Consider the following 22,212-nt stretch of genomic DNA (forward strand, 5'->3'; position numbering starts at 1 on the left):
TCAGCATTTTCGGGCCCGACGGGGTTCGGCTCATGGCCTGATCGCAGCCTTCGGCGTGCGTCACGCTGCTACTCGCGAACACACCAACCGCCGCCAGGACTGGCCGGCAAAAAAGAAGTGTGCTCGCCGACAACACAAGGAGTCCGCCTGTGGCTAAACGCTACGGTAAAGGGCTGTTGGGATGCGCCACCGTGCTCGTCATCCTGGCCCTGCTGGTCCACTGGATCGGCATCGACACGATCGCGCGTTACCGCGACGATCTTGGGTTCTACCTGCAAGCGCACCTGGTTCTGGTGCTGGCTTCGATGGCGGCGGCGCTGGCCGTGGGCATCCCGGCTGGCATTGCCCTCAGTCGACCGCACCGGGTCGACAAAGCCGAACGCTTCATGCAGTTTTTCAACGTTGGCAACACCATCCCTCCCCTGGCCGTTCTGGCCATCGCGCTCAGTATCCTGGGCATAGGCGCCGGGCCTGCGATCTTCGCGCTGTTCCTCGCCTCCCTCCTGCCCATCGTGCGCAACACCTACGAGGGCCTGAAAAACGTCCCCGCCTCGCTCAAGGAAGCCGCCACCGGCATCGGCATGACCCCGCGCCAGCAACTCTGGCAGGTGGAGCTACCGAATGCCGTGCCGATCATCGTCGGGGGTGTACGTGTGGCCCTGGCATTGAACGTGGGCACCGCGCCACTGGCATTCCTGATCGGCGCCAACAGCCTGGGCAGCCTGATCTTCCCCGGCATCGCCCTGAACAACCAGCCACAGCTGCTGCTGGGTGCCGCCTGCACCGCACTGCTGGCGCTGGTACTGGACGCGGCGGTGAGTTTCTCCAGCAAGCGCTGGCTGGAACGTGGCCTGGCCCAACAAGGATAGGGAACCTATGAACAAGAGAATGGCCTTGCTGCTGGGCGCGGCCCTGCTGTTCGCAGGATTTGCCCAGGCAGCGGAAAAACCGCTGGTGCGCATCGGCGCGCGGGTGTTCACCGAGCAGACTGTGCTCGCCGAAATCACTGCGCAATACCTGCGCGCCAATGGCTTTGACGTGCGCGTCACCACCGGCCTTGGCAGTAACATCGCGCGCCAGGCCCAGGAAACCGGTCAGCTTGATCTGATGTGGGAATACACCGGTGTTTCGCTGGTGTCTTACAACCACATCGACGAGCGCATGCCCAGTGCCGAAGCCACCTTCGCCAGGGTCAAAGAGCTGGATGCAAAGAAGGACCTGATCTGGCTGACCCCGTCGAAGTTCAGCAACACCTACGCACTGGGCCTGCCCAAGCAAGTGGCCGACGCCTACCCGCAGGTCAACACCATCAGCGACCTCAACCAGGTACTGCGTGACGAAAGCCCGCGCAACCACCTGGTGGCGCTGGACACCGAGTTCGCCAACCGTCCCGACGGCCTGGTTGGCCTGCGCGAGATGTACGGCTTGCCGCTGGACCGGCGCAACATCCGCCAGATGGACGGTGGCCTGGTGTACACCGCCATGCGCAACAACCAGGTGTTCGCCGGTTTGGTGTACACCACCGATGGCCGCCTGAGTGCGTTCAACCTCAAGCTGCTGGAAGACGACAAGCACTACTTCCCCGACTACACCGCCGCGCCTGTGGTGCGCAAAGCCGTGCTCGACGCCAACCCGCAACTGGCCGCCCTGCTCAAGCCACTGGCCGAGCAACTGGACGACGAAACCATGCGCCAGCTCAACGCCAAGGTTGACGTCCAGCACCAGAACCCGAGCACCGTGGCCGCCACCTTCCTGCGCGAGCACCCACTGAACAGCGAGGGCCAGCCATGAACCTGATCGATACCTTCAGCCACTTGGACTGGGCCCAGGTGCTGCAACTGACCTGGCAGCACATCATGCTGGTGGGCGTTGCAGTGAGCCTGGCCATCCTCGTCGGCGTACCGTTGGGCATCTTGATGACCCGCTTCCCGGCTGTTGCCGGGCCGCTGCAAGCCAGCGCCACGGTGCTGCTTACCATCCCGTCGATTGCCCTGTTCGGCCTGCTGCTGCCGTTCTACTCCAAGTTCGGCCAAGGCCTGGGTCCACTACCCGCGATCACTGCAGTGTTCCTGTACTCGCTGCTGCCGATCATGCGAAATACCTACCTGGCCCTGACCAATGTCGAGCCCGGTATCCGGGAAGCCGCACGCGGCATTGGCATGACCTTCGGCCAACGCCTGCGCATGGTCGAGCTGCCTATCGCGGTACCGGTAATCCTCGCCGGTGTACGCACTGCCGTAGTCATGAACATCGGCGTCATGACCATTGCCGCCACCATCGGCGCCGGCGGCCTGGGCGTACTCATTCTTACCTCCATCAGCCGCAGCGACATGTCGATGCTGCTGGTCGGCGCCGTACTGGTCAGCCTGCTGGCGATCATCGCCGACCTGCTGCTGCAAACCCTGCAACGTGCCCTGACTCCAGAAGGACTGCGCTCATGATCGAACTGAAGAACCTCAGCAAAACCTTCAACGTCAACGGCAAGGACGTCAAAGCCGTCGACTCGGTGAACCTCACCGTCAATGAAGGCGAAATCTGCGTGTTCCTCGGCCCCTCGGGCTGCGGCAAGAGCACCACGCTGAAAATGATCAACCGCCTGATCACCCCTACCTCCGGCCAGGTGTTCATCAACGGCGAAGACACTACCGGGCTGGACGAGGTCACCCTGCGCCGCCGCATTGGTTACGTGATCCAGCAGATTGGCCTGTTCCCCAACATGACCATCGAGGAGAACATCACCGTGGTCCCGCGCCTGCTCGGCTGGGACAAGCAAAAGTGCCACGAGCGGGCGCGTGAGCTGATGCACATGATCAAGCTCGAACCCAAGCAGTACCTGCAGCGCTACCCGCGCGAGCTGTCCGGCGGCCAGCAGCAGCGGATCGGCGTGATCCGTGCCTTGGCGGCCGAAGCACCGGTATTGCTGATGGACGAGCCGTTCGGCGCGGTCGACCCGATCAACCGCGAAATGATCCAGAACGAGTTCTTCGAGATGCAGCGGGCGCTGAACAAGACCGTGATCATGGTCAGCCACGACATTGACGAGGCCATCAAGCTGGGCGACAAGATTGCCATCTTCCGCGCCGGCAAACTGTTGCAGCTGGACCACCCCGACACCCTGCTGGCGCACCCGGCGGACGACTTCGTGAGCAACTTCGTTGGCCAGGACAGCACCCTCAAACGCCTGCTGCTGGTACGCGCCGAGGATGCAGCGGACAACGCGCCGTCGGTGAGCCCGGAAACCCCCGTGAGCGATGCGCTCGAGCTGCTGGATGAGCACGACCGCCGCTATGTCGTGGTGACCGATGCACAGAACAAGGCACTGGGCTATGTGCGCCGACGTGACATGCACCGCCAGCAAGGGACGTGTGGCGACTTCCTGCGTTCGTTCAATGCCACGGCGTCGCACGATGAACATTTGCGCATCCTGCTGTCGCGCATGTACGAGTTCAACCGGGCGTGGTTGCCGGTGCTGGATGCCGAGCAGGTGTTTTTGGGCGAGGTGACGCAGGAGTCGATTGCGGCGTACCTGAGTTCGGGCAGATCGCGCGGGGCCAAGACCAGCATCGTCTCGCCAGCCGAAGCGGTGGTTTCGTAGAAAGCCGGGGGGCGCTTCGCGCCCCAGCAATCTCCAGTCAGAACCCTACGCTGGCCTGCACATAAAAGGTCCGCGGCTCACCTACATAGAGGCCGGCGTTGTTGTCGCTGGAGCGGGTGAAATACTGCTTGTCGAACAGGTTCTTCACCCCCGCCGCCAGCTTCAGGTTGGACATCTCTGGCCCGAACTCATACCCGCCACGGGCATGCCAGGTCACGTAACCCGGGATATCACCATACTGCCCATCCGCACTCGGCTCGGTGATGTAGTCGCCGTTGAAGCTGCCATCGGCATTGATCCCGGTCCCCGGTGCGCGCTGCCTGGATTGGGCATAGGCGTCCAGGTTCCAGGTCCAGCGGTTAACCGCGTAACGCACGCCGGCGGTGGCCACCTGACGTGAATAGAACGGTAGGTCACGGCCCTTGAAGCCCGGGATTTCACCTTCATACGTGGCCCGGGTAAAGGTGTAACCACCATTCACCGAAAGCCCTTCCAGGCGCGGGTCCAGCCCAGCCAGGTCATAACGCACCGAAGCCTCGATACCCTGGTGCTTGGTCGCCCCGAGGTTGGTCCAGCCTACGTCGTTGCTGATGTACTGCAGTTCGTCATCAAAGTCGATGTAGAACGCGGTCAGTTCACCCGCGAAACCGCCATTGTCATAACGCGTGCCGATTTCGTAGGTCTTGGCCTTTTCCGGCTCCAGGCCATTGGCCGTGCTGTTGCCAGTACCGCCTTGGCCCAGCTGGAAGTACTGCAAACTCCCGAACGAGGTTTCGTAGTTGGCGAACACTTTCCACGCGTCGGAGATGTGGTACATCACGCTCAGGGCCGGCAGTGGCTCGTTACTGGTGATGCTGCGCTTCTTCTCCGCCACCGGGCGGTTGTTGGCATCCAGCACCGGGCGGTCGCGCCAGTCGGTATTGATGTGCTCGAAGCGGATGCCCGGCGTGATGGTCCAGTTGCCCACATCGATCTTGTCGTCGATGTAGTACGCGCTGGCCTCCGTGCCGCCGCTGCGGTCCTGGAACACATGGCCGTCAGAGGTCGGGGTCACGGTCGGCACGTTGTCGATCAGCGCCAGGCGGGTCGACTGTTCGCGCATCGCTTCCTTCAGGTAGCGATAGCCCACGCTGACTTCCTGAGTGGTGGGGCCGGCAAAGAAGATGCGCGACACCCGTGGCTCGATGGCGAAGGTGTGGTAGTTGCGCGGGTAAGAGGACAGGGTCTTCATGTCACGCGAGGCGATGGCGCTGCCGCGGAAGCTGTCGGTGTAATACGTCAGTACTTCGAACTGGGTGGCATCGTCGAGCTGGCGTTGCCACTTGAACGACACATCCTTGCGCCTGCCGGCGAAGTAGTCGTAGTCGCGCAGCGACTGATAAGGGTTGCTGTCGTACTGCGCCTGGGTCAGGCCGCCGGGCATGTCGGCACGGCCATCGTAATAATGGAAGTTGAGCCAGAACTCATCGACATCGGTGGGCGCCCAGTGGGTCTTGAGGATGACGTCGTCGATGTCGTTGCCATTATTGCTTTCACGGTAACCGTTGCCGTTCACCCCGGTGTACAGCAGCGCCACGCCCATGCCGTTGTCCGCCGTGCCGCCGACGAAGGCCGACTCGGTGTGCTTCCAGCCGCCGTGCTGGGAGGTTTCAAGGGTGGTGGACAGTTCCGCCGAGGCCTTTTCCGGAATCGCCCGGGTGACGAAATTGATCACCCCACCCACGTTCTGCGGGCCATAGCGCACCGAACCGGCACCACGCACCACATCGATGCTGTCCAGGTTGCCTGAGGAAATCGGCGCCATCGACAGCTGTGGCTGGCCATACGGCGCGAAGGCGGCCGGGATGCCGTCGTTCAATACGGTGGAGCGTGGCGACAGGCGCGAGGTGAGGCCGCGTACGCCCACGTTCAGCGACAGGTCGCTGCCGCCGGTACCGTTGGAGTCCTGCACCTGTACACCCGGGATGCCACGCAGTACGTCGCGCACGCTCATCGCGCCCTGCTCAACCATTGCCTCGCGGCGCACCACGGTGCGGGCGCCGGGGTGGTTCTGCACCACGCTTTGCTGGGCATCGCCCAACCAGTCACCGACCACCTTGATGTCGGTGGGCGCCAGCTCCAGGCTGCCGCTGCCCAGGTCGAGGGCCGTCGGCAGCGGCTTTACCACCACGGTGTCCTGGGACATCTCGAAGGTCAGCCCGCTGCCTTGCAGCAACTGTTGCAACGCCTGCACCGGCGCCAGGTTGCCGGACACCGCCGGGGCCTGTTTGCCCGCCACCAGCTCGGGGCTGAAGAACAGCTGCAGGTTGGTTTGCTGGCCGAGCTGGTTCAGTGCCGAACCCAGCGGTTGGGCCTGGATCTGGAGGGTTTTGCCCGCCTCTGCGGCCTGGCTGTTGACAGTCACGGCGCTGACCGCCAAGGCCAGCGACAGGGCGCGCAAGCGTACTAAAGGCTTGTTGTTGTTCACGTCGTCGAAACTTCCTGAATGCGGAATAAACGCCAACTGCATGCAAATGGAAATGCTTGGCAGTTGCAGCTGGCGAGGAAGACGAACGAGCGAAAAAAAACCTGAATCTATTTCGCGATTATTTCGCGGGAGCCATCTTCATGGGCCTTGATGGCCACCGGCAGGATGCTCGGCAAGGCCCGCAACAGTGCGTCGGTGTCGTCGGTGCTGAAGGTACTCGAAAGGCGCATCTGGGCGACTTTACCGGGGGCAACGCGCAACGGCTGGCTACGGTAGCGCGATGCTTCGGCCACCACTTCGGCGAGGGTGGCGTTGTCGAACACCAGCTTGCCCTGGCGCCACGCTGTGACGGCAGCCGTATTGACTGCGTAGGGGGCGGTCACCGCGCCTTGTGCATCTATGTGCGAACCCTGGCCAGCCGCAAGCTGCGCCAGGGCGGCGCCCTTGCCCTGCACACGCACCGAACCCTGCTCTACCGCGACACGGGTACTGGCCGGGTCCAGACGCACATCAAAGCGGGTACCGGTCACGGTCACACGGCCTTGAGCTGTGTCCACCACAAACGGCCTGGCACTGTCGTGGGCGACGCTGAACATCACCTCGCCGGCATTCAGGCGGATATGCCGCTGGCCAGCGCTGAACTCGACCTGCAACTGTGTACTGCCATTGAGCTCCAGTTGCGAGCCATCCGGCAATTCGACCTGGCGGCGCTCATTGAAGGCAGTCTGCACGCTGGCTTGGTGATTCAGTTGTTGATAGTGCCAGCCGCCCCAGCCCAGCCCCAGTGCCAACACCGCCACACTGGCGGCCAGGGCCTGACGCATGAAACGCCGACGTGGCAACTGCTGCACCGGGCCCGGTTGGCACAACGCTTCAAGGCGTTGGCGTGGAATGAAGTTGGCGGCCTGCCACACACGGCTGAGGTGCTGGTACTCCTGACGGTGGCGCTCGTCGCTGGCCAACCAGGCGCGCAACTGTTTTTGCAGCCCGGCATCCCGAGGCGCATCCTGCACGCGGGCAAACCATGCGGCCGCCTGCTCGCGGACGGTATCAGTACCGTGCTGTTTCATCGAAAAGGTCTCCTGACGCTTCATGCCGACACATCCAGGTGCTCACGCAAATGCCGGAGCGTGCGGATCATATACTTTTCGACCATGTTCTTGCTCAACCCCATGCGCTCGGCGATCTCGGCCTGGGTCAGGCCCTCGAGCTTCTGCCAGATGAACACCTGGCGGCAGTTCAGCGGTAACTCGGCCAGCGCCCGCTCGACGCTGTCGGCCAGTTCCAGCGCATGCACATAGGCCTCCGGGTCATCGCTGCCGGTGGTGCCATTGTCGATGGCTTCCAGCGCCAGCGCCTGGCGGCGGTCTTCGCGGCGCAAGCCATCTACGGCCAGGTTGCGTGCGGTCTGGTGCAGGTAGGCGCGCGGCTGCTCGACCTGCTCGCGCGGGTTTTCCAATACCCGGACAAAGGCATCGTGGGCGAGGTCCTCGGCCTGCTGACGACTGCGCAGTTTGCGCGTCCAGGTGCCGATCAGCTCATGATAATGATCGAGGAAGCCTTTGTGTCCGGACACGGTCTGGGTCATCAGGGAGGCGGATAAGGGTGCGAATAGTAATGTTTCGCATCAAAACCAGCAAATCCGCCAGTCGGTAACAAAAAATTTATGGAGGATTTCCTGTACGTGGGTACCAGGAAAATGTGGCCATAAATATGAACACCTGAGGCCCATTGGCAGGTGAACCCGCGCCTGCAGGCATTCCACAATCCCTATGGAAGCGGCTTCACCCGCCAAAGCGCCAATACGGTGTATTCCACAATATTTAACGCTTGAAACATCGCAGGGAACATCAGCCGGTCACACGAGTCGGTTATTCACATGGCTGGTCGTCGAGCCAGGTCGATCACGCCCGGATTGCCTGTTGATTCTGCATTCTTCACGCCCTAAAGTGCGCGCCGAACGTCCATGCTGGAAACGATCCATCCGGCTCAAGTACTGAGTAGGCGAACCAAAGTGGGGATACGGAGGACGTTCAGTTTGCAGCCACTTAAATTTTCAGTTTGCCCATGGAGTCCCTGAGCATGTCGATCCAGGTCGAAGATTATTTCGCGCGTGACACGTTCCAGAAAATGAAGGCGTTCGCCGACAAGCAGGAAACCCCGTTCGTACTCATCGATACCCAGATGATCAGCCAGGCCTATGACGACCTGCGTGCGGGCTTCGAGTTCGCCAAGGTCTACTACGCCGTCAAGGCCAACCCTGCCGTCGAAATCATCGACCTGCTCAAAGAGAAAGGTTCGAGCTTCGACATCGCCTCGATCTACGAGCTGGACAAGGTGATGGACCGCGGCGTCAGCGCTGACCGCATCAGCTACGGCAACACCATCAAGAAGTCCAAGGACATCCGCTACTTCTACGAGAAGGGCGTGCGCCTGTACGCCACCGACTCGGAAGCCGACCTGCGCAATATTGCCAAGGCCGCACCGGGTTCGAAAGTGTACGTGCGTATCCTGACTGAAGGCTCCACCACTGCCGACTGGCCACTGTCCCGTAAATTCGGCTGCCAGACCGACATGGCCATGGACCTGCTGATCCTCGCGCGTGACCTGGGCCTGGTGCCTTACGGCATCTCCTTCCACGTGGGCTCGCAGCAGCGCGACATCAGCGTGTGGGACGCCGCCATCGCCAAGGTCAAAGTGATCTTCGAGCGCCTGAAGGAAGAAGACGGCATCGAGCTGAAGCTGATCAACATGGGTGGCGGCTTCCCGGCCAACTACATCACCCGTACCAACAGCCTGGAAACCTACGCCGAAGAAATCATCCGCTTCCTCAAGGAAGACTTTGGTGACGAGCTGCCGGAAATCATCCTGGAGCCAGGCCGTTCGCTGATTGCCAACGCCGGTATCCTGGTCAGCGAAGTGGTGCTGGTGGCGCGCAAATCGCGCACTGCCGTCGAGCGCTGGATCTACACCGACGTGGGCAAGTTTTCTGGCCTGATCGAAACCATGGACGAAGCCATCAAGTTCCCGATCTGGACCGAAAAGAAAGGCGAAGCCGAAGAAGTCGTCATCGCCGGCCCGACCTGCGACAGTGCCGACATCATGTACGAAAACTACAAATACGGCCTGCCGCTGAACCTGGCCATCGGTGACCGCCTGTACTGGCTGTCGACCGGTGCCTACACCACCAGCTACAGCGCGGTGGAATTCAACGGCTTCCCGCCGCTGAAGGCTTACTACCTGTAATGCACAACGGGGCCGCAAGGCCCCGTTCTATCTGCAGCGATACCCCGTACATCACAGAGGCTTGTAATCGGCCAACGTAAAGTGCACCTCATCGCTCGTGACACTATGAGTGCTCAGATAGGCAATGAGGCTGAGCCCCGGGCCGTGGGTTTTGATCTTCACGGTATACCCCAGGCGATCTCGCAAAATGAATGCGGGACGAGCGTTCTCCCCTTCCCCATGCACACCAATCTCCTCGATCTTCCAGAACACATCGTCGGACACTGATCGGTAGAAACCAAGAAATCGATTGAGACTGGAATCCATTTGCCGCCCGAAGTAGTGCGAGCCCTCTGTAACGCAGGTAACCCGATAATGCCGACGGTTATCCCGTCGCTCGATGAAATCGAAGCGCAGCGTCACCGGCGTCGTATTTACTGTATCGAAGGATTCAGGCAGGCACAGCCAGCCAGAATCGGCCATGTCCATGAACGCACTCTCGATGATCATTACGGGCTTGATCGACGTGCCCCAATTAAGACAGTCCAGCTGGGCTGTAAAAGAAGTGTCCAAGTTTATTGCTGTCATACCATTCATCCCCCCGCCCGCACTACGTTTTGATTGAGGGCGAGGAGATTATCGAAGCGCAGGCATGTCTCTAAGCTGTGGACGTTTCCTCGGCAACTCGTTGCTGCAGTTCTTCGGCATAGGCTTGCACATAGGCTGCCATCGGTGCCCCGCCAGTCTGCAGTGTGGCCAGTGCGCTCTTGAGGAAGTTCACATTGCCCTCCTTTCGTGCACGCGCCAGCCAAGGCTCGGCCTCAGCAGCCTGCCCTCGCTCGAGCAGCACCGTCGCGAGGCTGAACATCCCACGAAAGTCTCCCGCCTGCGCCGAGCGCCGATACCAGCGCACGGCCCGCGCGGGGCCCGCCGCCGTGGCAATGCCGAGCTCAAGATAGCGCCCGTACAGGTTCATCGACTTGGCATGGCCCATCTGCGCGGCCTTCTCGTAACAGAGCAGGGCCTGGGCCTGGTTGGCCGGCACCCCACGCCCCGTGGCCAACAGGTTGCCTAAGTTGTAAAGGCCCCAGTCCAGACCGACATCGGCCGCGCGTGCATAGTGAATGGCTGCCTGGGCCACATCCTGATCGCCACCCCAACCATGTTCCAGGCACCGGCCAAGCATGTTGTGCGCCATGGCACTGCCGCCCTGGGCGGCGATACCGAACCAGCGCCGCGCCACGGCCTCATCCGCCTCGATGCCACGCCCGTCGAGCAGGATCTGCCCGAGCAGCAACTGCGCCTCGACCACGCCCTGCCCGGCGGCCGCCAGGATCGCCTGGGCGGCTTGGCCGGGGCTGTGTTCGAGCATGGCCTTGAGGCCGGCGACATCCACCGCTTCTTCACGCCGCAATTGGTAAGACACGGCTCAGACCTCGGCCCAGCGGCGTAGCAGGTTGTGATAGGTGCCGGTCAGTTGTAGCAACGAAGGGTGCTCCGGTACATCGGCAGTCAGTTGCTGTATGGCATTGTCCATCTCGAACAACAGCGCCCGCTGGCTGTCCTCGCGCACCAGGCTTTGAGTCCAGAAGAACGCAGCATAACGCTGGCCCCGGGTCACCGGGTTGACCTTGTGCAGGCTGGTGCCGGGGTACAGCACCAGGTCACCGGCAGCCAGTTTGACCTGCTGCACGCCATAGGTGTCCTGGATCACCAGCTCACCACCGTCGTAGCTGTCCGGGTCGCTGAGGAACAGCGTGGAAGACAGGTCGGTGCGTACCCGCTCCGGGCTGCCCTTGGGCTGACGCAGGGCGTTATCGATATGAAAGCCGAAATTGCCACCCTCGCGGTAGCAGTTGATCAACGGCGGAAACACCTTGTGCGGCAGGGCCGCCGACATGAAGCGCGGGGTTTTCCACAGGCGGTCGATCAGCGCAGTGCCGATTTCCTTGGCCAACGGGTGCCCTTCCGGCAACTGCAGGTTGTGTTTGGCCTTGGCCGACTGGTAACCGGCAGTCACCTTGCCATCGGCCCAGTCGGCCTGCTCCAGCGCCTCGCGGATACGGGCCAGTTCGTCAGCGTCAAACAGGCCTGGGATGTGAAGCAGCATGGCGGCAGCACCGTTAGGAAATGTAAAGGCGCCAATGATATTGATTCCCTTTTGCGCTACACAAGCCCTTTCGCCGCTTAAGACGTTTCAGCTTGATGAAACCGTAAAGGCTAATTGTAAAGATTGTAAATTCCTCACGAATGGTAACGAATCTCAATTGTGAGTCACAATTGCTTACATTAAGATCCGCCGCCTCAACACCTTGGGGAAGGTCCTTAGCAATGCGCCAGTACGTACCATCTGCAGTGAGTTCGCCACGCCTGATCGTATCCGCCATCGGCGTCGCGCTTAGCGCCTCGTCGGTGTATGCCGCCGACCCGGCCGCCAGCAGTGCCATCACCCTCGATGCCACCAGCGTCAACGGCAAGGCTGAACAAGCCAGCACCGATTACAAGGTCGAAAAAGCCGCTTCGCAGAAGTACACCGCGCCGCTGGTGGACACCCCGCGCTCGGTTACCGTGATCCCGCAGCAAGTGATCAAGGACACCAATGCCCTGACCCTGCAGGACGCCCTGCGTACCGTGCCAGGCATCACGTTTGGCGCCGGTGAAGGTGGCAACCCGCAAGGCGATCGCCCGTTCATCCGTGGCTTCGACGCTCAGGGCGATACGTACCTGGACGGCGTGCGTGACACTGGCGCGCAAACCCGCGAAATCTTCGCCATCGAGTCGGTGGAAGTGGCCAAGGGCCCGAACTCGGCCATCGGTGGCCGTGGCGCCGCCGGCGGTACCATCAACCTGGTCAGCAAGCGCGCGCACCTGGGCAACTCGCTGGACGGTGCCTGGACCTGGGGCAGCGACCAGACCCAGCGCTACACCTTCGATGGCAACTACCAGTTCAGCGATACCGTTGCCGGCCGCCTGAACCTGATGACCCACGAAAGCAACGTTGCCGGCCGCGACAAGGTCAATTACGACCGCTGGGGTATCGCCCCGTCGCTGGCCTTCGGCCTGGGCACGCCGACCCGCGTCAACCTCGACTACTACCACCTGGAAAGCGATGACCTGCCGGATTCGGGCATTCCGTACACCATCCCGACCAACGGCAGCGCCGGGCGCACCTCGGCCCACCCGAGCAAGCCGAATGACGGCGGCGACAGCGACAATTTCTACGGCCTGACCGGTCGCGACTTCCGCAAGAGCCGTGTAGACATCGCCACCTTCGCGGTCGAGCATGACCTGACCGACTCGCTGACCATCAAGAACACCCTGCGTCACGGCAACAGCATGCAGGACTACATCCTGACCCAGCCTGACGACAGCAAGGGCAACGTCAACAACGGCAGCGTCTGGCGCCGTGCCAATACCCGCGTGGGCAACACCGCCACGACCACCAACCAGACCGACCTGTTCGGCGAGTTCTACGTCGGTGGCATGAAAAACAGCTTCTCGACCGGTATCGAACTGAGCCGCGAAGAGAGCGACCGTTCGTCCTACACCGTCGACACCGACACGGTCCCTGGCGGCGCTGCCAATACCAACTGCACCCCCGGCATGATCGGTGCCACCAGCGGCTACAACTGCACCTCGCTGAGCAACCCGAACCCGGATGACCCGTGGAACGGTGCCATTTCGCGCAACTACGCCGGCACCACCACCAACAGCAAGACCCGTGCACTGTACGTATTCGACACCCTGGAGCTGACCCCCGAGTGGCTGGTCAACATGGGCCTGCGCTACGACCACTTCGACACCGACTACAAGACCTACAACGCTGCTGGCACCACCACCGCCAAAGGCAAGGATGTCAGCGAGTTCGTGACCGGCCAACTGGGCCTGGTGTGGAAACCGGCGGAAAACGGCAGTATCTACGTTTCCTACGCCACTTCTGCAACGCCACCAGGCTCGATGCTCGGCGAAGGTACAGAAGGCAACCCGCTGGGTGGCACCCCTGACCGTACCGGCAACCTGTTGGCCAGTGACATGGAGCCAGAGGAAACCACCAACTACGAAATCGGTACCAAATGGGACCTGCTCGACCAGCGCCTGTCGCTGACCGCCGCGCTGTTCCGCACCGAGAAGGAAAACGCCCGCGTCCAGGTGGACACCACCACCTACGAAAACGTCGGCGAAACCCGCGTACAAGGCATCGAACTGTCGGCCAGCGGCAAGATCACCGACAAGTGGCAGGTATTCGCCGGCTACACCTACATGCAGGCTCGCCAGATCGACGGCGGCCCACTGGGCAAGGCCAACGATGGCAACCAGTTGCCGAACACCCCGAACAACAGCGCCAGCCTGTGGACGACCTACTCGATCACGCCAAAGCTGACCGTGGGTGGCGGTGCGTTCTACGTGGATGACGTGTACGGCAGCGTGGCCAACACCACCATGGTTGACAGCTACGTACGCTACGACGCCATGGCCGCCTACAAGCTGACCAAGAACGTCGACTTGCAGTTGAACGTGCAGAACCTGACCAACGAGGTGTACTACGACAAGGCCTTCTCTACCCACTTCGCCAACCAGGCGGCCGGGCGGACTGCACTGCTGACCACCAGCGTGCACTTCTAAAGCAACAACCAAGGGCCCCGTTCATTGAGCGGGGCTTTTGCGTATCAAGGCATAATGCACGCCGCGCAGTCTGCGGTAGCAACACAAGGTGATCGATGTGGTGAAGAAGACGCTGTTCCAATTGCACTGGTTCTTTGGCATCACCGCTGGCCTGGTGCTGGCCCTGATGGGCATCACCGGAGCCCTGTACTCGTTCCAGGAAGAACTGCTGCGTGCGTTCAATGCCGATGTACTCAAAGTAGAAGTGCGCCCCGAAGGCGTGCTGCCTCCGGCCGAGCTGGTGCAACGGGTCGAAGCCCAGCAGCATGACAAGGTGTCGATGCTGTGGGTGGATGTGCGTGAAGGCAACGCCGCACGTATCTTCTTCACGCCAGCACCGGGCGAGCGCCGAGGCGAGCTGCGCTATGCCGACCCGTATACGGGCGAACTCAAAGGTGAAGTGGCCGGGCAAGGCTTCTTCAACCTCATGCTCAACCTGCACCGCTTCCTGGCCATGGGCGACACCGGCCGGCAGATCACCGGTGCCTGTACCCTGATGCTGGTGTTCTTCTGCCTGTCCGGCCTTTACCTGCGCTGGCCGCGCAAGGCGCTGGACTGGCGCACCTGGCTGACCTTCGACTGGGCCAAGAAAGGCCGTGCCTTCAACTGGGACCTGCACGCCGTGGCAGGCACCTGGTGCCTGCTGTTCTATCTTCTGTTCGCCCTTACCGGCCTGTTCTGGTCCTATGAGTGGTACCGCGAAGGCCTGAACAAGCTGCTGGCCGACGCCCCGGCAGCCGGCCAGCAACAAAAACGCGGTGAAGGCCGTGGCCGCCACGGCCCGCAGAAAGTCGACAAGAACGCCCCGCCGCTGGTGGTCGACTATGACGCCATCTGGGCCAACCTCAAGGACGCCGCAGGCCCAGGCCTTGCCACGTACAACCTGCGCCTGCCACCGGTTGGCGGCCAGCCGGCCAACCTGTTCTACCTGCTGGACAGCGCCGACCACCCACGCGCCTTCAACACCCTGATGCTGGACCCGGCCACCGGCCAGGTAAAAAAACACGACCGCTACGCCGACAAATCCTTCAAGGCTCAACTGCTGCAGAGCGTCTACGCCCTGCACGTCGGCGAATACTTCGGCCTGCCAGGGCGCATCATCGTCACCCTCGCCAGCCTGACCATGCCGCTGTTCTTCGTCACGGGCTGGCTGCTGTACCTCGACCGCCGCCGCAAGAAGCGCCAGGTACGCGCAGCCCGTGGCAACGTTGCCAGCAGCAATGGCAGCGACGACAGCTGGTTGATCGGCTTCGCCAGCCAAAGCGGCTTTGCCGAGCAACTGGCCTGGCAAAGTGCCGGCCAGTTGCAGGCAGCTGGCTTGCCAGTGCAGGTACGTGCACTGGCCGAACTGCGTGAAGACGACTTGCGCCAGGCCCGCCGCGCGCTGTTCGTGGTCAGTACTTTTGGCGACGGCGAAGCACCCGACAGCGCCCGCGCGTTCGAGCGCAAGGTGCTCGGCCAGCCTTGGGCGCTGAACAACCTCAACTACGCCCTGCTCGCCCTCGGCGACCGTCAGTACCCGCACTTCTGCGGCTTCGCCCGCCGCCTGCAGGCCTGGCTGGGAGAGCGCGGAGCCAGCAGTGCATTCAGCCCAGTGGAGGTGGACAACGCCGACCAGGCCGCCCTGCAGCAATGGCAGCAGGAACTGGCACAACTGACGGGCGCCCAGCCGGTGGCCGCCTGGCAGCCGCCAAGCTTTGGCAACTGGTCACTGGTGCGTCGCGAACTGCTCAACCCGGGCAGCCAAGGCCAGCCGGTGTACTTGCTCGGCCTGCTGGCTGAAGAGCCTGCAAGTTGGGACGCTGGCGACCTGGTGGAGATACTGCCACTCAATGGGCAACCAAGGATCGACGCGTTCCTCAAAGGCATGGCGCTGGACGCCAGTGCACGGGTACACGTGAACGGTCTGGACGAAACCCTTGCCCAAGCCCTCGCTGGCCGCCAGTTGCCGGCGCGCCGTGATCACCTGATCGGCTTGCAGCCGCAAGCGCTGGTCGACGCTCTGGTGCCAATCGGCAGCCGCGAATACTCCATCGCCTCCATCGCCAGTGATGGCGTGCTGGAGCTGATCGTACGCCAGGAGCGCCATAGCGATGGCAACCTGGGCCTGGGCTCTGGCTGGCTCACCGAATACCTGCCACTAAACGGTACGCTGAGCCTGCGCCTGCGGCGCAACAGCGGCTTCCACCTGCCGGAGGCAGCTGCACCGATGATCCTGATCGGTAACGGCACGGGCCTGGCCGGCCTGCGCAGCCTGATCCGGGCCCGGGTGAACGCTGGCGAACAGCGCAACTGGCTGCTGTTTGGCGAGCGTAATCAGGCGCATGACCTGCTGTGTGGTGACGAGCTGCAAGGGTGGCTGCAAAGCGGCGACCTGGCACGCCTGGACCTTGCGTTTTCGCGGGATCAGGCCGAGAAAGTGTATGTGCAGGATGTGTTGCTGCAGCAGGCCGAGGAATTCAAGCGCTGGGTGGCGGATGGCGCCTGTGTGTATGTCTGCGGCAGCCTGCAAGGGATGGCTGCGGGGGTAGATGCGGCGCTCAACGGCATGCTTGGGGAGGCCGCTGTGCAGCAGTTGATCGAGGATGGGCGGTATCGGCGAGATGTTTACTGATCATTCATTGATGTAGCCGGTACTGGCCTATCGCCGGCTAGCCAGCTCCCACAGGTACAGCACCGGGCCCGAGGGCAGTGGGTTACCTGTGGGAGCTGGCTTGCCGGCGATAGGGCCGGTACAGGCTGTCAGTGTAAATCGAAGGTATCGGCATCCAGGTTGGCCGGGAATTTGGCCCGGTACGCCGCCAGTTCCGCAGCGCTCAACACGGCGGTAAATACCCCGTCTGCCTCACCGGCACTGAGCAGGCTCTCGCCCTGGAAGTCCAGCACCTGGCTGTCGCCCGAATAAGCAAAGCCCTTGCCGTCCGTGCCCACCCGGTTCACGGCCGCCACATAGCACAGGTTCTCGATGCCCCGCGCCGGCAGCAGACGATTCCAGTGCTGGCGGCGCGCCGCCGGCCAGTTGGCGGTATACAGCAGCAGGTCCGTGTCCTGAGCGTCACGGCTCCACACCGGGAAGCGCAGGTCGTAGCAAATCAGCGGGCGGATCCGCCAGCCCTTGAGCTCGAACTGCACCTGGCGTTCACCGGGGGTGTAGTGCTTGTGCTCACCGGCCATGCGGAACAGGTGGCGCTTGTCGTAGTGCAGAATTTCGCCGTCCGGCCGGGCCCACAGCAGGCGATTGCGGTGGCTGCCATCGGCGGCCTGGATGATCACGCTGCCGGTAATCACCGCGTTGTACTTCTTCGCCTGGGCCTTCAGCCACTTATAGGTCGGCCCATTTTCCGGCTCGGCCAGGCTTTCGGACTGCATCGAGAAACCCGTGGTGAACATCTCCGGCAAGATCACCAGATCCACCTCCCCGACCTGTTCCAGCAGCACCTCGAAGTGCGCATAGTTGGCCTCGCGGTCGTGCCAGGCCAGGGTCGTTTGCACCAGGGCGACTTTCAGGTTGGGCAGTGTGCTCAGATCGCGCATAGTCGTTCCGCTGCCTGACGCAGCGTCTCCTCACGTTTGGCAAAGCACAGGCGTACCAGGCGTTGCTCGGGGATGGGTTGCTGGTAGAACACCGATACCGGGATGGTCGCCACACCGTGCTCGCGGGTGAGCCACAGCGACATGTCGACATCGTTCAGGTCCGGGCGGATCTGCGAGTAATCCACCAGCTGGAAATAAGTGCCCGCCGTGCGGGTAAAGTTGAAGCGTGAGCCCTCCAGCAAGCCGCAGAACAGATCGCGCTTGGCCTGATAGAAAGCCGGCAGTTCATCGATATGCTCAGGGTGCTCGGCCATGAAGTCGGCCAGGGCGCACTGCAGCGGCGTCACGCCACAGAAGTTGACGTACTGGTGCACCTTGCGCAGCTCTGCACTCAACGCCGGGGGCGCAATCACATAGCCGGTCTTCCAGCCGGTCACGTGATAGGTCTTACCGAACGAGCTGACCACAAAGGCACGTTGATACAACTGCTCGTGGGCCAGTACGCTGGCGTGGTGGACGCCGTCGTACACCAGATGCTCGTAGACCTCATCGCTGACCAGGTAGATATCGCGGTCGGCAATCAGCATTGCCAACTGTTCAAGGTCTTCGCGGGTGATCAGGGCGCCACTGGGGTTGTGCGGCGAATTGAGGATGACCATGCGGGTGCGCGGGCTCAGGGCCTCGCTGAACTTCTGCCAGTCGATACGGAAGTCGCCGTCGCTCAGTTGCACATGCACGCAGCGACCACCGGCCAGTTCCACCGAAGGTTCGTAGCTGTCGTAGCACGGGTCGAAGACAATGACCTCGTCACCGGCATGGACCACCGCCTGGATGGCACAGAATATCGCCTCGGTGGCACCAGGGGTGATGGTCACTTCCTGGTCGGCATCCACCTGTGCGCCATACAGCCGCGCCACCTTGGCCGCCACCTGCTGGCGCAAGGCCGGCAGGCCGGTCATTGGCGAATACTGGTTGTGCCCGGCAGCCACATGCCGGCCCACTGCATCGAGCAGGGCCTGCGGGCCGTTGAAATCAGGGAAACCCTGGGACAGGTTGAGCGCGCCAGTCTGCACGGCGAGCTGGGACATGGTGGTGAAGATGGTCGTGCCGACATTCGGCAGTTTGCTGCGGATCATGGAGCCCTCTTTCCTGGGGTGTATCCGGCACGGGGTGGAGTCCGAGCATAGCGGATCAAGCAGTCAGGAAAAAGGTTGAAACAATAGGGGGATTGCTCTGGATCAAAGGGCCTCTTCGGGGTGAACCCGCTCCCACAGGTGCTGCACAATATTCAAAATCTGTGGAGGACCTGTGGGAGCGGGCAAGCCTGCGAAGAAGCTGACGCGGAATCAGCGCTTGTCGCGGCGCTTCTTCTCGGCCTTCTTGTGATGCGACATCAAGCGGCGCTTCTTGTTGACCTGGCGGTCGGTGAGGGTGTTCTTCTTGCCCTCGAACGGGTTCTCACCGCCCTTGTACTCGATGCGGATCGGTGTGCCGACCAGTTTCAGCACGCGGCGGTAAGTGTTTTCCAGGTAACGGGAGTAGGACTTGGGGATGCTCTCGGTCTGGTTACCGTGGATCACGATCAGCGGCGGGTTGGCACCACCCAGGTGGGCATAGCGAAGCTTGATGCGGCGGCCGTTGACCAGCGGCGGCTGGTGCTCGCTGACCGCGTCTTCAAGGATCTGTGTCAGGCGGCTGGTTGGCCAGCGGGTCACAGCCGAGGTGAACGCGGCCTGCACCGACTTGTACAGGTTGCCCACGCCGGTGCCGTGCAAGGCGGAGATGAAGTGGATGTCGGCGAAGTCGACGAAGAACAGCCGGCGCTCCAGCTCGGTCTTCACGTAGGCACGCTCACCCGGCTCCATGCCATCCCACTTGTTCAGCGCAATGACGATGGCGCGGCCGGCTTCGAGGGCGAAGCCCAGCAGGTTCAGGTCATGATCAACCACCCCTTCACGGGCGTCCATGACGAAGATGACGACGTTGGCGTCCTTGATCGCCTGCAGCGTCTTGACCACCGAGAACTTCTCGACTTCCTCGTGGATCTTGCCGCGCTTGCGCACCCCGGCGGTGTCGATGAAGGTGTACTTGTCACCATCACGCTCGAACGGGATGTAGATACTGTCTCGGGTAGTACCCGGCTCATCGTAGACCACCACACGTTCTTCGCCGAGCATGCGGTTGACCAGGGTCGACTTGCCGACGTTCGGGCGGCCGATGATGGCGATCTTGATGCCATCCTTCTCGCTTGGGCCAGGAATGCGCACGGCCTCCTCGCCTTCTGCGACGTCCTGGTCGAGGGCTTCTTCCTCGGCATCACGCGGCAGGTGGCCGAGCACAGCTTCCATCAGGGCGCTGATACCACGACCTTGGGAGCCCGCCACCGGAATGGCGTTGCCCATACCCATCGGCGAGAACTCGGCGCGAGCCACGTCGGGGTCGATGTTGTCGATCTTGTTGGCGACCAGAATCGCCGACTTGTTGCGCTTGCGCAGGTGCTCGGCAATCATCTGGTCGGCGGCGGTCATACCGGCGCGGGCATCGACCAGGAACAGCACGTAGTCGGCTTCTTCAATGGCCATGAGCGACTGCTCGGCCATTTTTTCATCCATGCCCACTTCGTCACCGGTAATACCGCCGGTGTCGATCAGGATGAAGGAACGACCCTGCCAGCTGGCATCACCATACTGGCGGTCACGGGTCAGGCCTGACAGGTCACCCACGATTGCATCGCGGGTTTTGGTCAGGCGGTTGAACATGGTGGATTTGCCGACGTTCGGGCGGCCCACCAGGGCAATTACGGGAACCATCGGCTCTCCACTCTCGAATTCTTGAAAATGCAAAGGCCGCTGCAAGGCAGCGGCCGGAGTTTGGGCGGCGTGTCCTACGCCGCAGCTTGAAACCCGCCAAGGTTTCAAGCATAGCTTCAGCGGATGGTCAGTGCCTCGAGCTTGCCGCTGTTGCCGAAGACATAGATGGTGTCGCCGACCACAAGTGGGCGGGCGCGCAGGCCATCGCTGTCGATACGCTCACGACCAACGAAGCGGCCATCCACCTGGCTCAGCAGGTGCAGATAACCTTCAAAGTCACCCACAGCCACGTAGCTGCTGAACACTTCAGGAGCGGTCAACTGGCGGCGAGCCATGCTGTCGTTGCTCCACAGGGCGCTGGAAGAGCGCTCATCCACGCCTTCCACGGTACCCGAGGCTTCGCTGACGTAGACGTTACCGAAGCCCTGTGCGACACCTACATAGCTGGAAGCATCGCGCTGCCACAGCTCGCGGCCGCTTTCCAGGTCCAGGCCAGCTACACGGCCCTGGTAGGTGCTGACGTACAGGGTACCACCAGACAGCAGCAAGCCGCCGTCGATATCAACCACACGGTCCAGCTCGGAACGGCCCTTGGGGATGGCCACGCGGCTTTCCCACACCGGCACGCCGTTGTTGATGTCCACCGCGACCACCTTGCCGGTGGACAGGCCGGCGACGGCCAGGCGATTGGTGGCAATCGGTGCACCGGTGCCACGCAGGGTCAGCACGGCCGGGGAGTTCTCATAGATCCAGCGGCGGTCACCCGTGGCGGCATCCAGGCCGATCAGGCGGTCGTCCTGGGTCTGCACCACGACCACGTCACCGTTGTTGGCAGGCGGGGCCAGCACTTCGCTGGTCACGCGCGAGCGCCAACGCTCTTCACCGGTGCTGGAGTCCAGGGCGATGACTTCACCCTTGAGGGTGCCGAGCATGACCAGGCCATAGCCCACGCCAACCGCGCCGGAAACCTGCAGCTCCAAGTCCTTCTTCCACACCACATCACCGGTGATGCGGTCGAGGGCGAAGACTTCGCCGTTGACGTCGGAAGCATAGATACGGTCGTTCTCGATGGCCGGTACCAGGGTGTTGTAGGTCTCACCCTGGCCGTCACCGATCGAACGGCTCCACTGCTTCTTCAGCACCACTTCCTCGGTGAACTTGGTCAGCTCGGCCGGGGGCAGTTCCTTCTTGCTGTTGCTGCTGCAACCGGCGGCCAGTACGGCCAGGGTCAGCACTGCTGCATGTTTCCAACCGATCACTTACGCGTCCCCTTTAGCCAGGTCATCCAGCTTCAATTGCAGGCCACCGACCGCCGCCTCATCCGACAGCGCAGCCTTGGCTTTCTCGTAAGCGCTGTGCGCGTCGTCGGCGCGACCCAGCTGCACCAGCAGGTCACCCTTCAATTCTTCACGGCTGGCCAGGAAAGCCTTGTCGGCGTCGCCGTCCAGCAGCTTGAGGGCATCCTCGGCTTTGTTCTGGGCTGCCAGCACGCGAGCCAGGCGCTGGCGCGAAATCTCGCCCAGGGTCACATCGGCCGGCTTGTCCAGCACGCCTTTGAGCTCGGCAGCGGCGTCGTCGAGCTTGCCGCTCTCGACCGCGACCTTGGCTACGAACAGGCTACCGTACTGGGCGTAAGCGGTGCCGCCAAACTCGCTCTTGAGCTTGCTGGCCAGTTCCGCGACCTTGGTGGCGTCTGGCTGGCCAGTCGGCGTCAGGCTGGTTTCAATCAACGCCTGATACAGCTGCGAGGCACCTTGGGACTGGTTGTTCTGGTACTTGTGCCAGGTATTCCAGCCCAACACCACCACGCCTGCCAGCAACGCGCCAGTCAGCAGCGGCTTGCCGTTGCGGTTCCACCAGTCCTTGACCCCTGCCAGGTCATCATCATCGGTACTCGACACCCCAATACTCCTTTTCGC

Annotated in this window: 18 protein-coding genes; 7 read left to right on the top strand and 11 right to left on the bottom strand. The window is 62.2% G+C overall.

What is annotated here, in order from left to right; translation table 11 throughout:
• Positions 1-149 precede the first annotated feature (149 nt).
• Genes J3A71_RS24465 through J3A71_RS24480 form a run of 4 tightly spaced genes read left to right on the top strand, consistent with a single transcriptional unit; the run spans position 150 to position 3,595 of the window.
• Positions 150-869, top strand: a complete 720-nt coding sequence (locus tag J3A71_RS24465; protein ID WP_016484996.1) for an ABC transporter permease — start codon at positions 150-152, stop codon at positions 867-869.
• A 7-nt stretch (positions 870-876) separates the two neighbouring features.
• Positions 877-1,791 (top strand): glycine betaine ABC transporter substrate-binding protein, encoded by a 915-nt coding sequence (locus J3A71_RS24470; RefSeq protein WP_209953408.1) that lies wholly within the window; start codon positions 877-879, stop codon positions 1,789-1,791.
• Positions 1,788-2,441 (top strand): ABC transporter permease, encoded by a 654-nt coding sequence (locus tag J3A71_RS24475; protein ID WP_016484994.1) that lies wholly within the window; start codon positions 1,788-1,790, stop codon positions 2,439-2,441. The genes J3A71_RS24470 and J3A71_RS24475 overlap by 4 nt, the downstream gene beginning before the upstream one ends.
• Positions 2,438-3,595, top strand: a complete 1,158-nt coding sequence (locus tag J3A71_RS24480; RefSeq protein WP_016484993.1) for an ABC transporter ATP-binding protein — start codon at positions 2,438-2,440, stop codon at positions 3,593-3,595. The genes J3A71_RS24475 and J3A71_RS24480 overlap by 4 nt, the downstream gene beginning before the upstream one ends.
• A gap of 37 nt (positions 3,596-3,632) precedes the next feature.
• Here J3A71_RS24480 and J3A71_RS24485 read toward each other — a convergent pair whose 3' ends face one another.
• The 3 genes from J3A71_RS24485 to J3A71_RS24495 all read right to left on the bottom strand — a co-directional run bounded on the left by J3A71_RS24485 (position 3,633) and on the right by J3A71_RS24495 (position 7,650).
• Positions 3,633-6,062: a TonB-dependent receptor gene (locus tag J3A71_RS24485; RefSeq protein ID WP_209953410.1), complete on the bottom strand. Its 2,430-nt coding sequence runs from the start codon at positions 6,060-6,062 to the stop codon at positions 3,633-3,635.
• 107 nt (positions 6,063-6,169) lie between these two features.
• The gene (locus J3A71_RS24490) at positions 6,170-7,132 is read right to left on the bottom strand and encodes a FecR family protein (protein WP_209953412.1); all 963 of its coding nucleotides are present in this window, start codon (positions 7,130-7,132) and stop codon (positions 6,170-6,172) included.
• A gap of 20 nt (positions 7,133-7,152) precedes the next feature.
• Positions 7,153-7,650 (bottom strand): sigma-70 family RNA polymerase sigma factor, encoded by a 498-nt coding sequence (locus tag J3A71_RS24495; RefSeq protein WP_016484990.1) that lies wholly within the window; start codon positions 7,648-7,650, stop codon positions 7,153-7,155.
• Between the two features lie 494 nt (positions 7,651-8,144).
• Here J3A71_RS24495 and J3A71_RS24500 point away from each other — a divergent pair, with 494 nt between their 5' ends.
• Positions 8,145-9,308, top strand: coding sequence for a type III PLP-dependent enzyme (locus J3A71_RS24500; protein WP_012270610.1), 1,164 nt, complete (start codon positions 8,145-8,147; stop codon positions 9,306-9,308).
• 51 nt (positions 9,309-9,359) lie between these two features.
• On the opposite strand, the gene J3A71_RS24505 is transcribed toward J3A71_RS24500, so the two are convergent.
• The 3 genes from J3A71_RS24505 to J3A71_RS24515 form a co-directional block, all read right to left on the bottom strand.
• Positions 9,360-9,776, bottom strand: a complete 417-nt coding sequence (locus J3A71_RS24505; RefSeq protein WP_054833427.1) for a hypothetical protein — start codon at positions 9,774-9,776, stop codon at positions 9,360-9,362.
• A 169-nt stretch (positions 9,777-9,945) separates the two neighbouring features.
• The gene (locus tag J3A71_RS24510; protein WP_016484988.1) at positions 9,946-10,713 is read right to left on the bottom strand and encodes a tetratricopeptide repeat protein; all 768 of its coding nucleotides are present in this window, start codon (positions 10,711-10,713) and stop codon (positions 9,946-9,948) included.
• 3 nt (positions 10,714-10,716) lie between these two features.
• Positions 10,717-11,397, bottom strand: a complete 681-nt coding sequence (locus tag J3A71_RS24515) for a Fe2+-dependent dioxygenase (protein ID WP_019472663.1) — start codon at positions 11,395-11,397, stop codon at positions 10,717-10,719.
• A gap of 221 nt (positions 11,398-11,618) precedes the next feature.
• Here J3A71_RS24515 and J3A71_RS24520 point away from each other — a divergent pair, with 221 nt between their 5' ends.
• The gene (locus tag J3A71_RS24520; RefSeq protein ID WP_016484986.1) at positions 11,619-13,910 is read left to right on the top strand and encodes a TonB-dependent siderophore receptor; all 2,292 of its coding nucleotides are present in this window, start codon (positions 11,619-11,621) and stop codon (positions 13,908-13,910) included.
• Between the two features lie 97 nt (positions 13,911-14,007).
• The gene (locus J3A71_RS24525) at positions 14,008-16,563 is read left to right on the top strand and encodes a sulfite reductase flavoprotein subunit alpha (RefSeq protein WP_209953414.1); all 2,556 of its coding nucleotides are present in this window, start codon (positions 14,008-14,010) and stop codon (positions 16,561-16,563) included.
• Positions 16,564-16,691: 128 nt separating this feature from the next.
• Here the strand turns inward: J3A71_RS24525 and J3A71_RS24530 are convergent, their stop codons facing one another.
• From J3A71_RS24530 to J3A71_RS24550, 5 genes are all read right to left on the bottom strand, one after another.
• Positions 16,692-17,483, bottom strand: coding sequence for an amidohydrolase (locus tag J3A71_RS24530; protein ID WP_016484984.1), 792 nt, complete (start codon positions 17,481-17,483; stop codon positions 16,692-16,694).
• On the bottom strand, positions 17,471-18,619 hold the full coding sequence (locus J3A71_RS24535; protein ID WP_095115815.1) for a pyridoxal phosphate-dependent aminotransferase: 1,149 nt from the start codon (positions 18,617-18,619) through the stop codon (positions 17,471-17,473). Before J3A71_RS24535 ends, J3A71_RS24530 begins: the two co-directional genes overlap by 13 nt.
• A gap of 210 nt (positions 18,620-18,829) precedes the next feature.
• Positions 18,830-20,293 carry a ribosome biogenesis GTPase Der gene (der, locus tag J3A71_RS24540; RefSeq protein WP_016484982.1) on the bottom strand — a complete coding sequence of 488 codons (1,464 nt, stop codon included), beginning with the start codon at positions 20,291-20,293 and terminating at the stop codon, positions 18,830-18,832.
• Positions 20,294-20,409: 116 nt separating this feature from the next.
• Positions 20,410-21,552 carry an outer membrane protein assembly factor BamB gene (bamB, locus tag J3A71_RS24545; protein WP_003248513.1) on the bottom strand — a complete coding sequence of 381 codons (1,143 nt, stop codon included), beginning with the start codon at positions 21,550-21,552 and terminating at the stop codon, positions 20,410-20,412.
• Complete coding sequence (locus J3A71_RS24550) at positions 21,553-22,194, bottom strand: tetratricopeptide repeat protein (RefSeq protein ID WP_016484981.1); 642 nt, start codon at positions 22,192-22,194, stop codon at positions 21,553-21,555. It abuts the gene before it with no gap.
• Positions 22,195-22,212: the final 18 nt, after the last annotated feature.

Origin of the sequence: Pseudomonas sp. PvP089 (genome assembly GCF_017875165.1) — a bacterium.
Lineage (GTDB): Bacteria > Pseudomonadota > Gammaproteobacteria > Pseudomonadales > Pseudomonadaceae > Aquipseudomonas > Aquipseudomonas fortuita.

Excerpts from the sequence above, each read along its gene's own strand:
- J3A71_RS24475 (WP_016484994.1), top strand. The coding sequence starts at position 1,788 with ATGAACCTGATCGATACCTTCAGCCACTTGGACTGGGCCCAGGTGCTG.
- J3A71_RS24480 (WP_016484993.1), top strand. The coding sequence starts at position 2,438 with ATGATCGAACTGAAGAACCTCAGCAAAACCTTCAACGTCAACGGCAAG.
- J3A71_RS24520 (WP_016484986.1), top strand. The coding sequence starts at position 11,619 with ATGCGCCAGTACGTACCATCTGCAGTGAGTTCGCCACGCCTGATCGTA.
- J3A71_RS24495 (WP_016484990.1), bottom strand. The coding sequence starts at position 7,650 with ATGACCCAGACCGTGTCCGGACACAAAGGCTTCCTCGATCATTATCAT.
- J3A71_RS24530 (WP_016484984.1), bottom strand. The coding sequence starts at position 17,483 with ATGCGCGATCTGAGCACACTGCCCAACCTGAAAGTCGCCCTGGTGCAA.
- der (WP_016484982.1), bottom strand. The coding sequence starts at position 20,293 with ATGGTTCCCGTAATTGCCCTGGTGGGCCGCCCGAACGTCGGCAAATCC.
- J3A71_RS24470 (WP_209953408.1), top strand. The coding sequence starts at position 877 with ATGAACAAGAGAATGGCCTTGCTGCTGGGCGCGGCCCTGCTGTTCGCA.
- J3A71_RS24490 (WP_209953412.1), bottom strand. The coding sequence starts at position 7,132 with ATGAAACAGCACGGTACTGATACCGTCCGCGAGCAGGCGGCCGCATGG.
- J3A71_RS24515 (WP_019472663.1), bottom strand. The coding sequence starts at position 11,397 with ATGCTGCTTCACATCCCAGGCCTGTTTGACGCTGACGAACTGGCCCGT.
- J3A71_RS24535 (WP_095115815.1), bottom strand. The coding sequence starts at position 18,619 with ATGATCCGCAGCAAACTGCCGAATGTCGGCACGACCATCTTCACCACC.
- J3A71_RS24505 (WP_054833427.1), bottom strand. The coding sequence starts at position 9,776 with ATGGACATGGCCGATTCTGGCTGGCTGTGCCTGCCTGAATCCTTCGAT.
- J3A71_RS24500 (WP_012270610.1), top strand. The coding sequence starts at position 8,145 with ATGTCGATCCAGGTCGAAGATTATTTCGCGCGTGACACGTTCCAGAAA.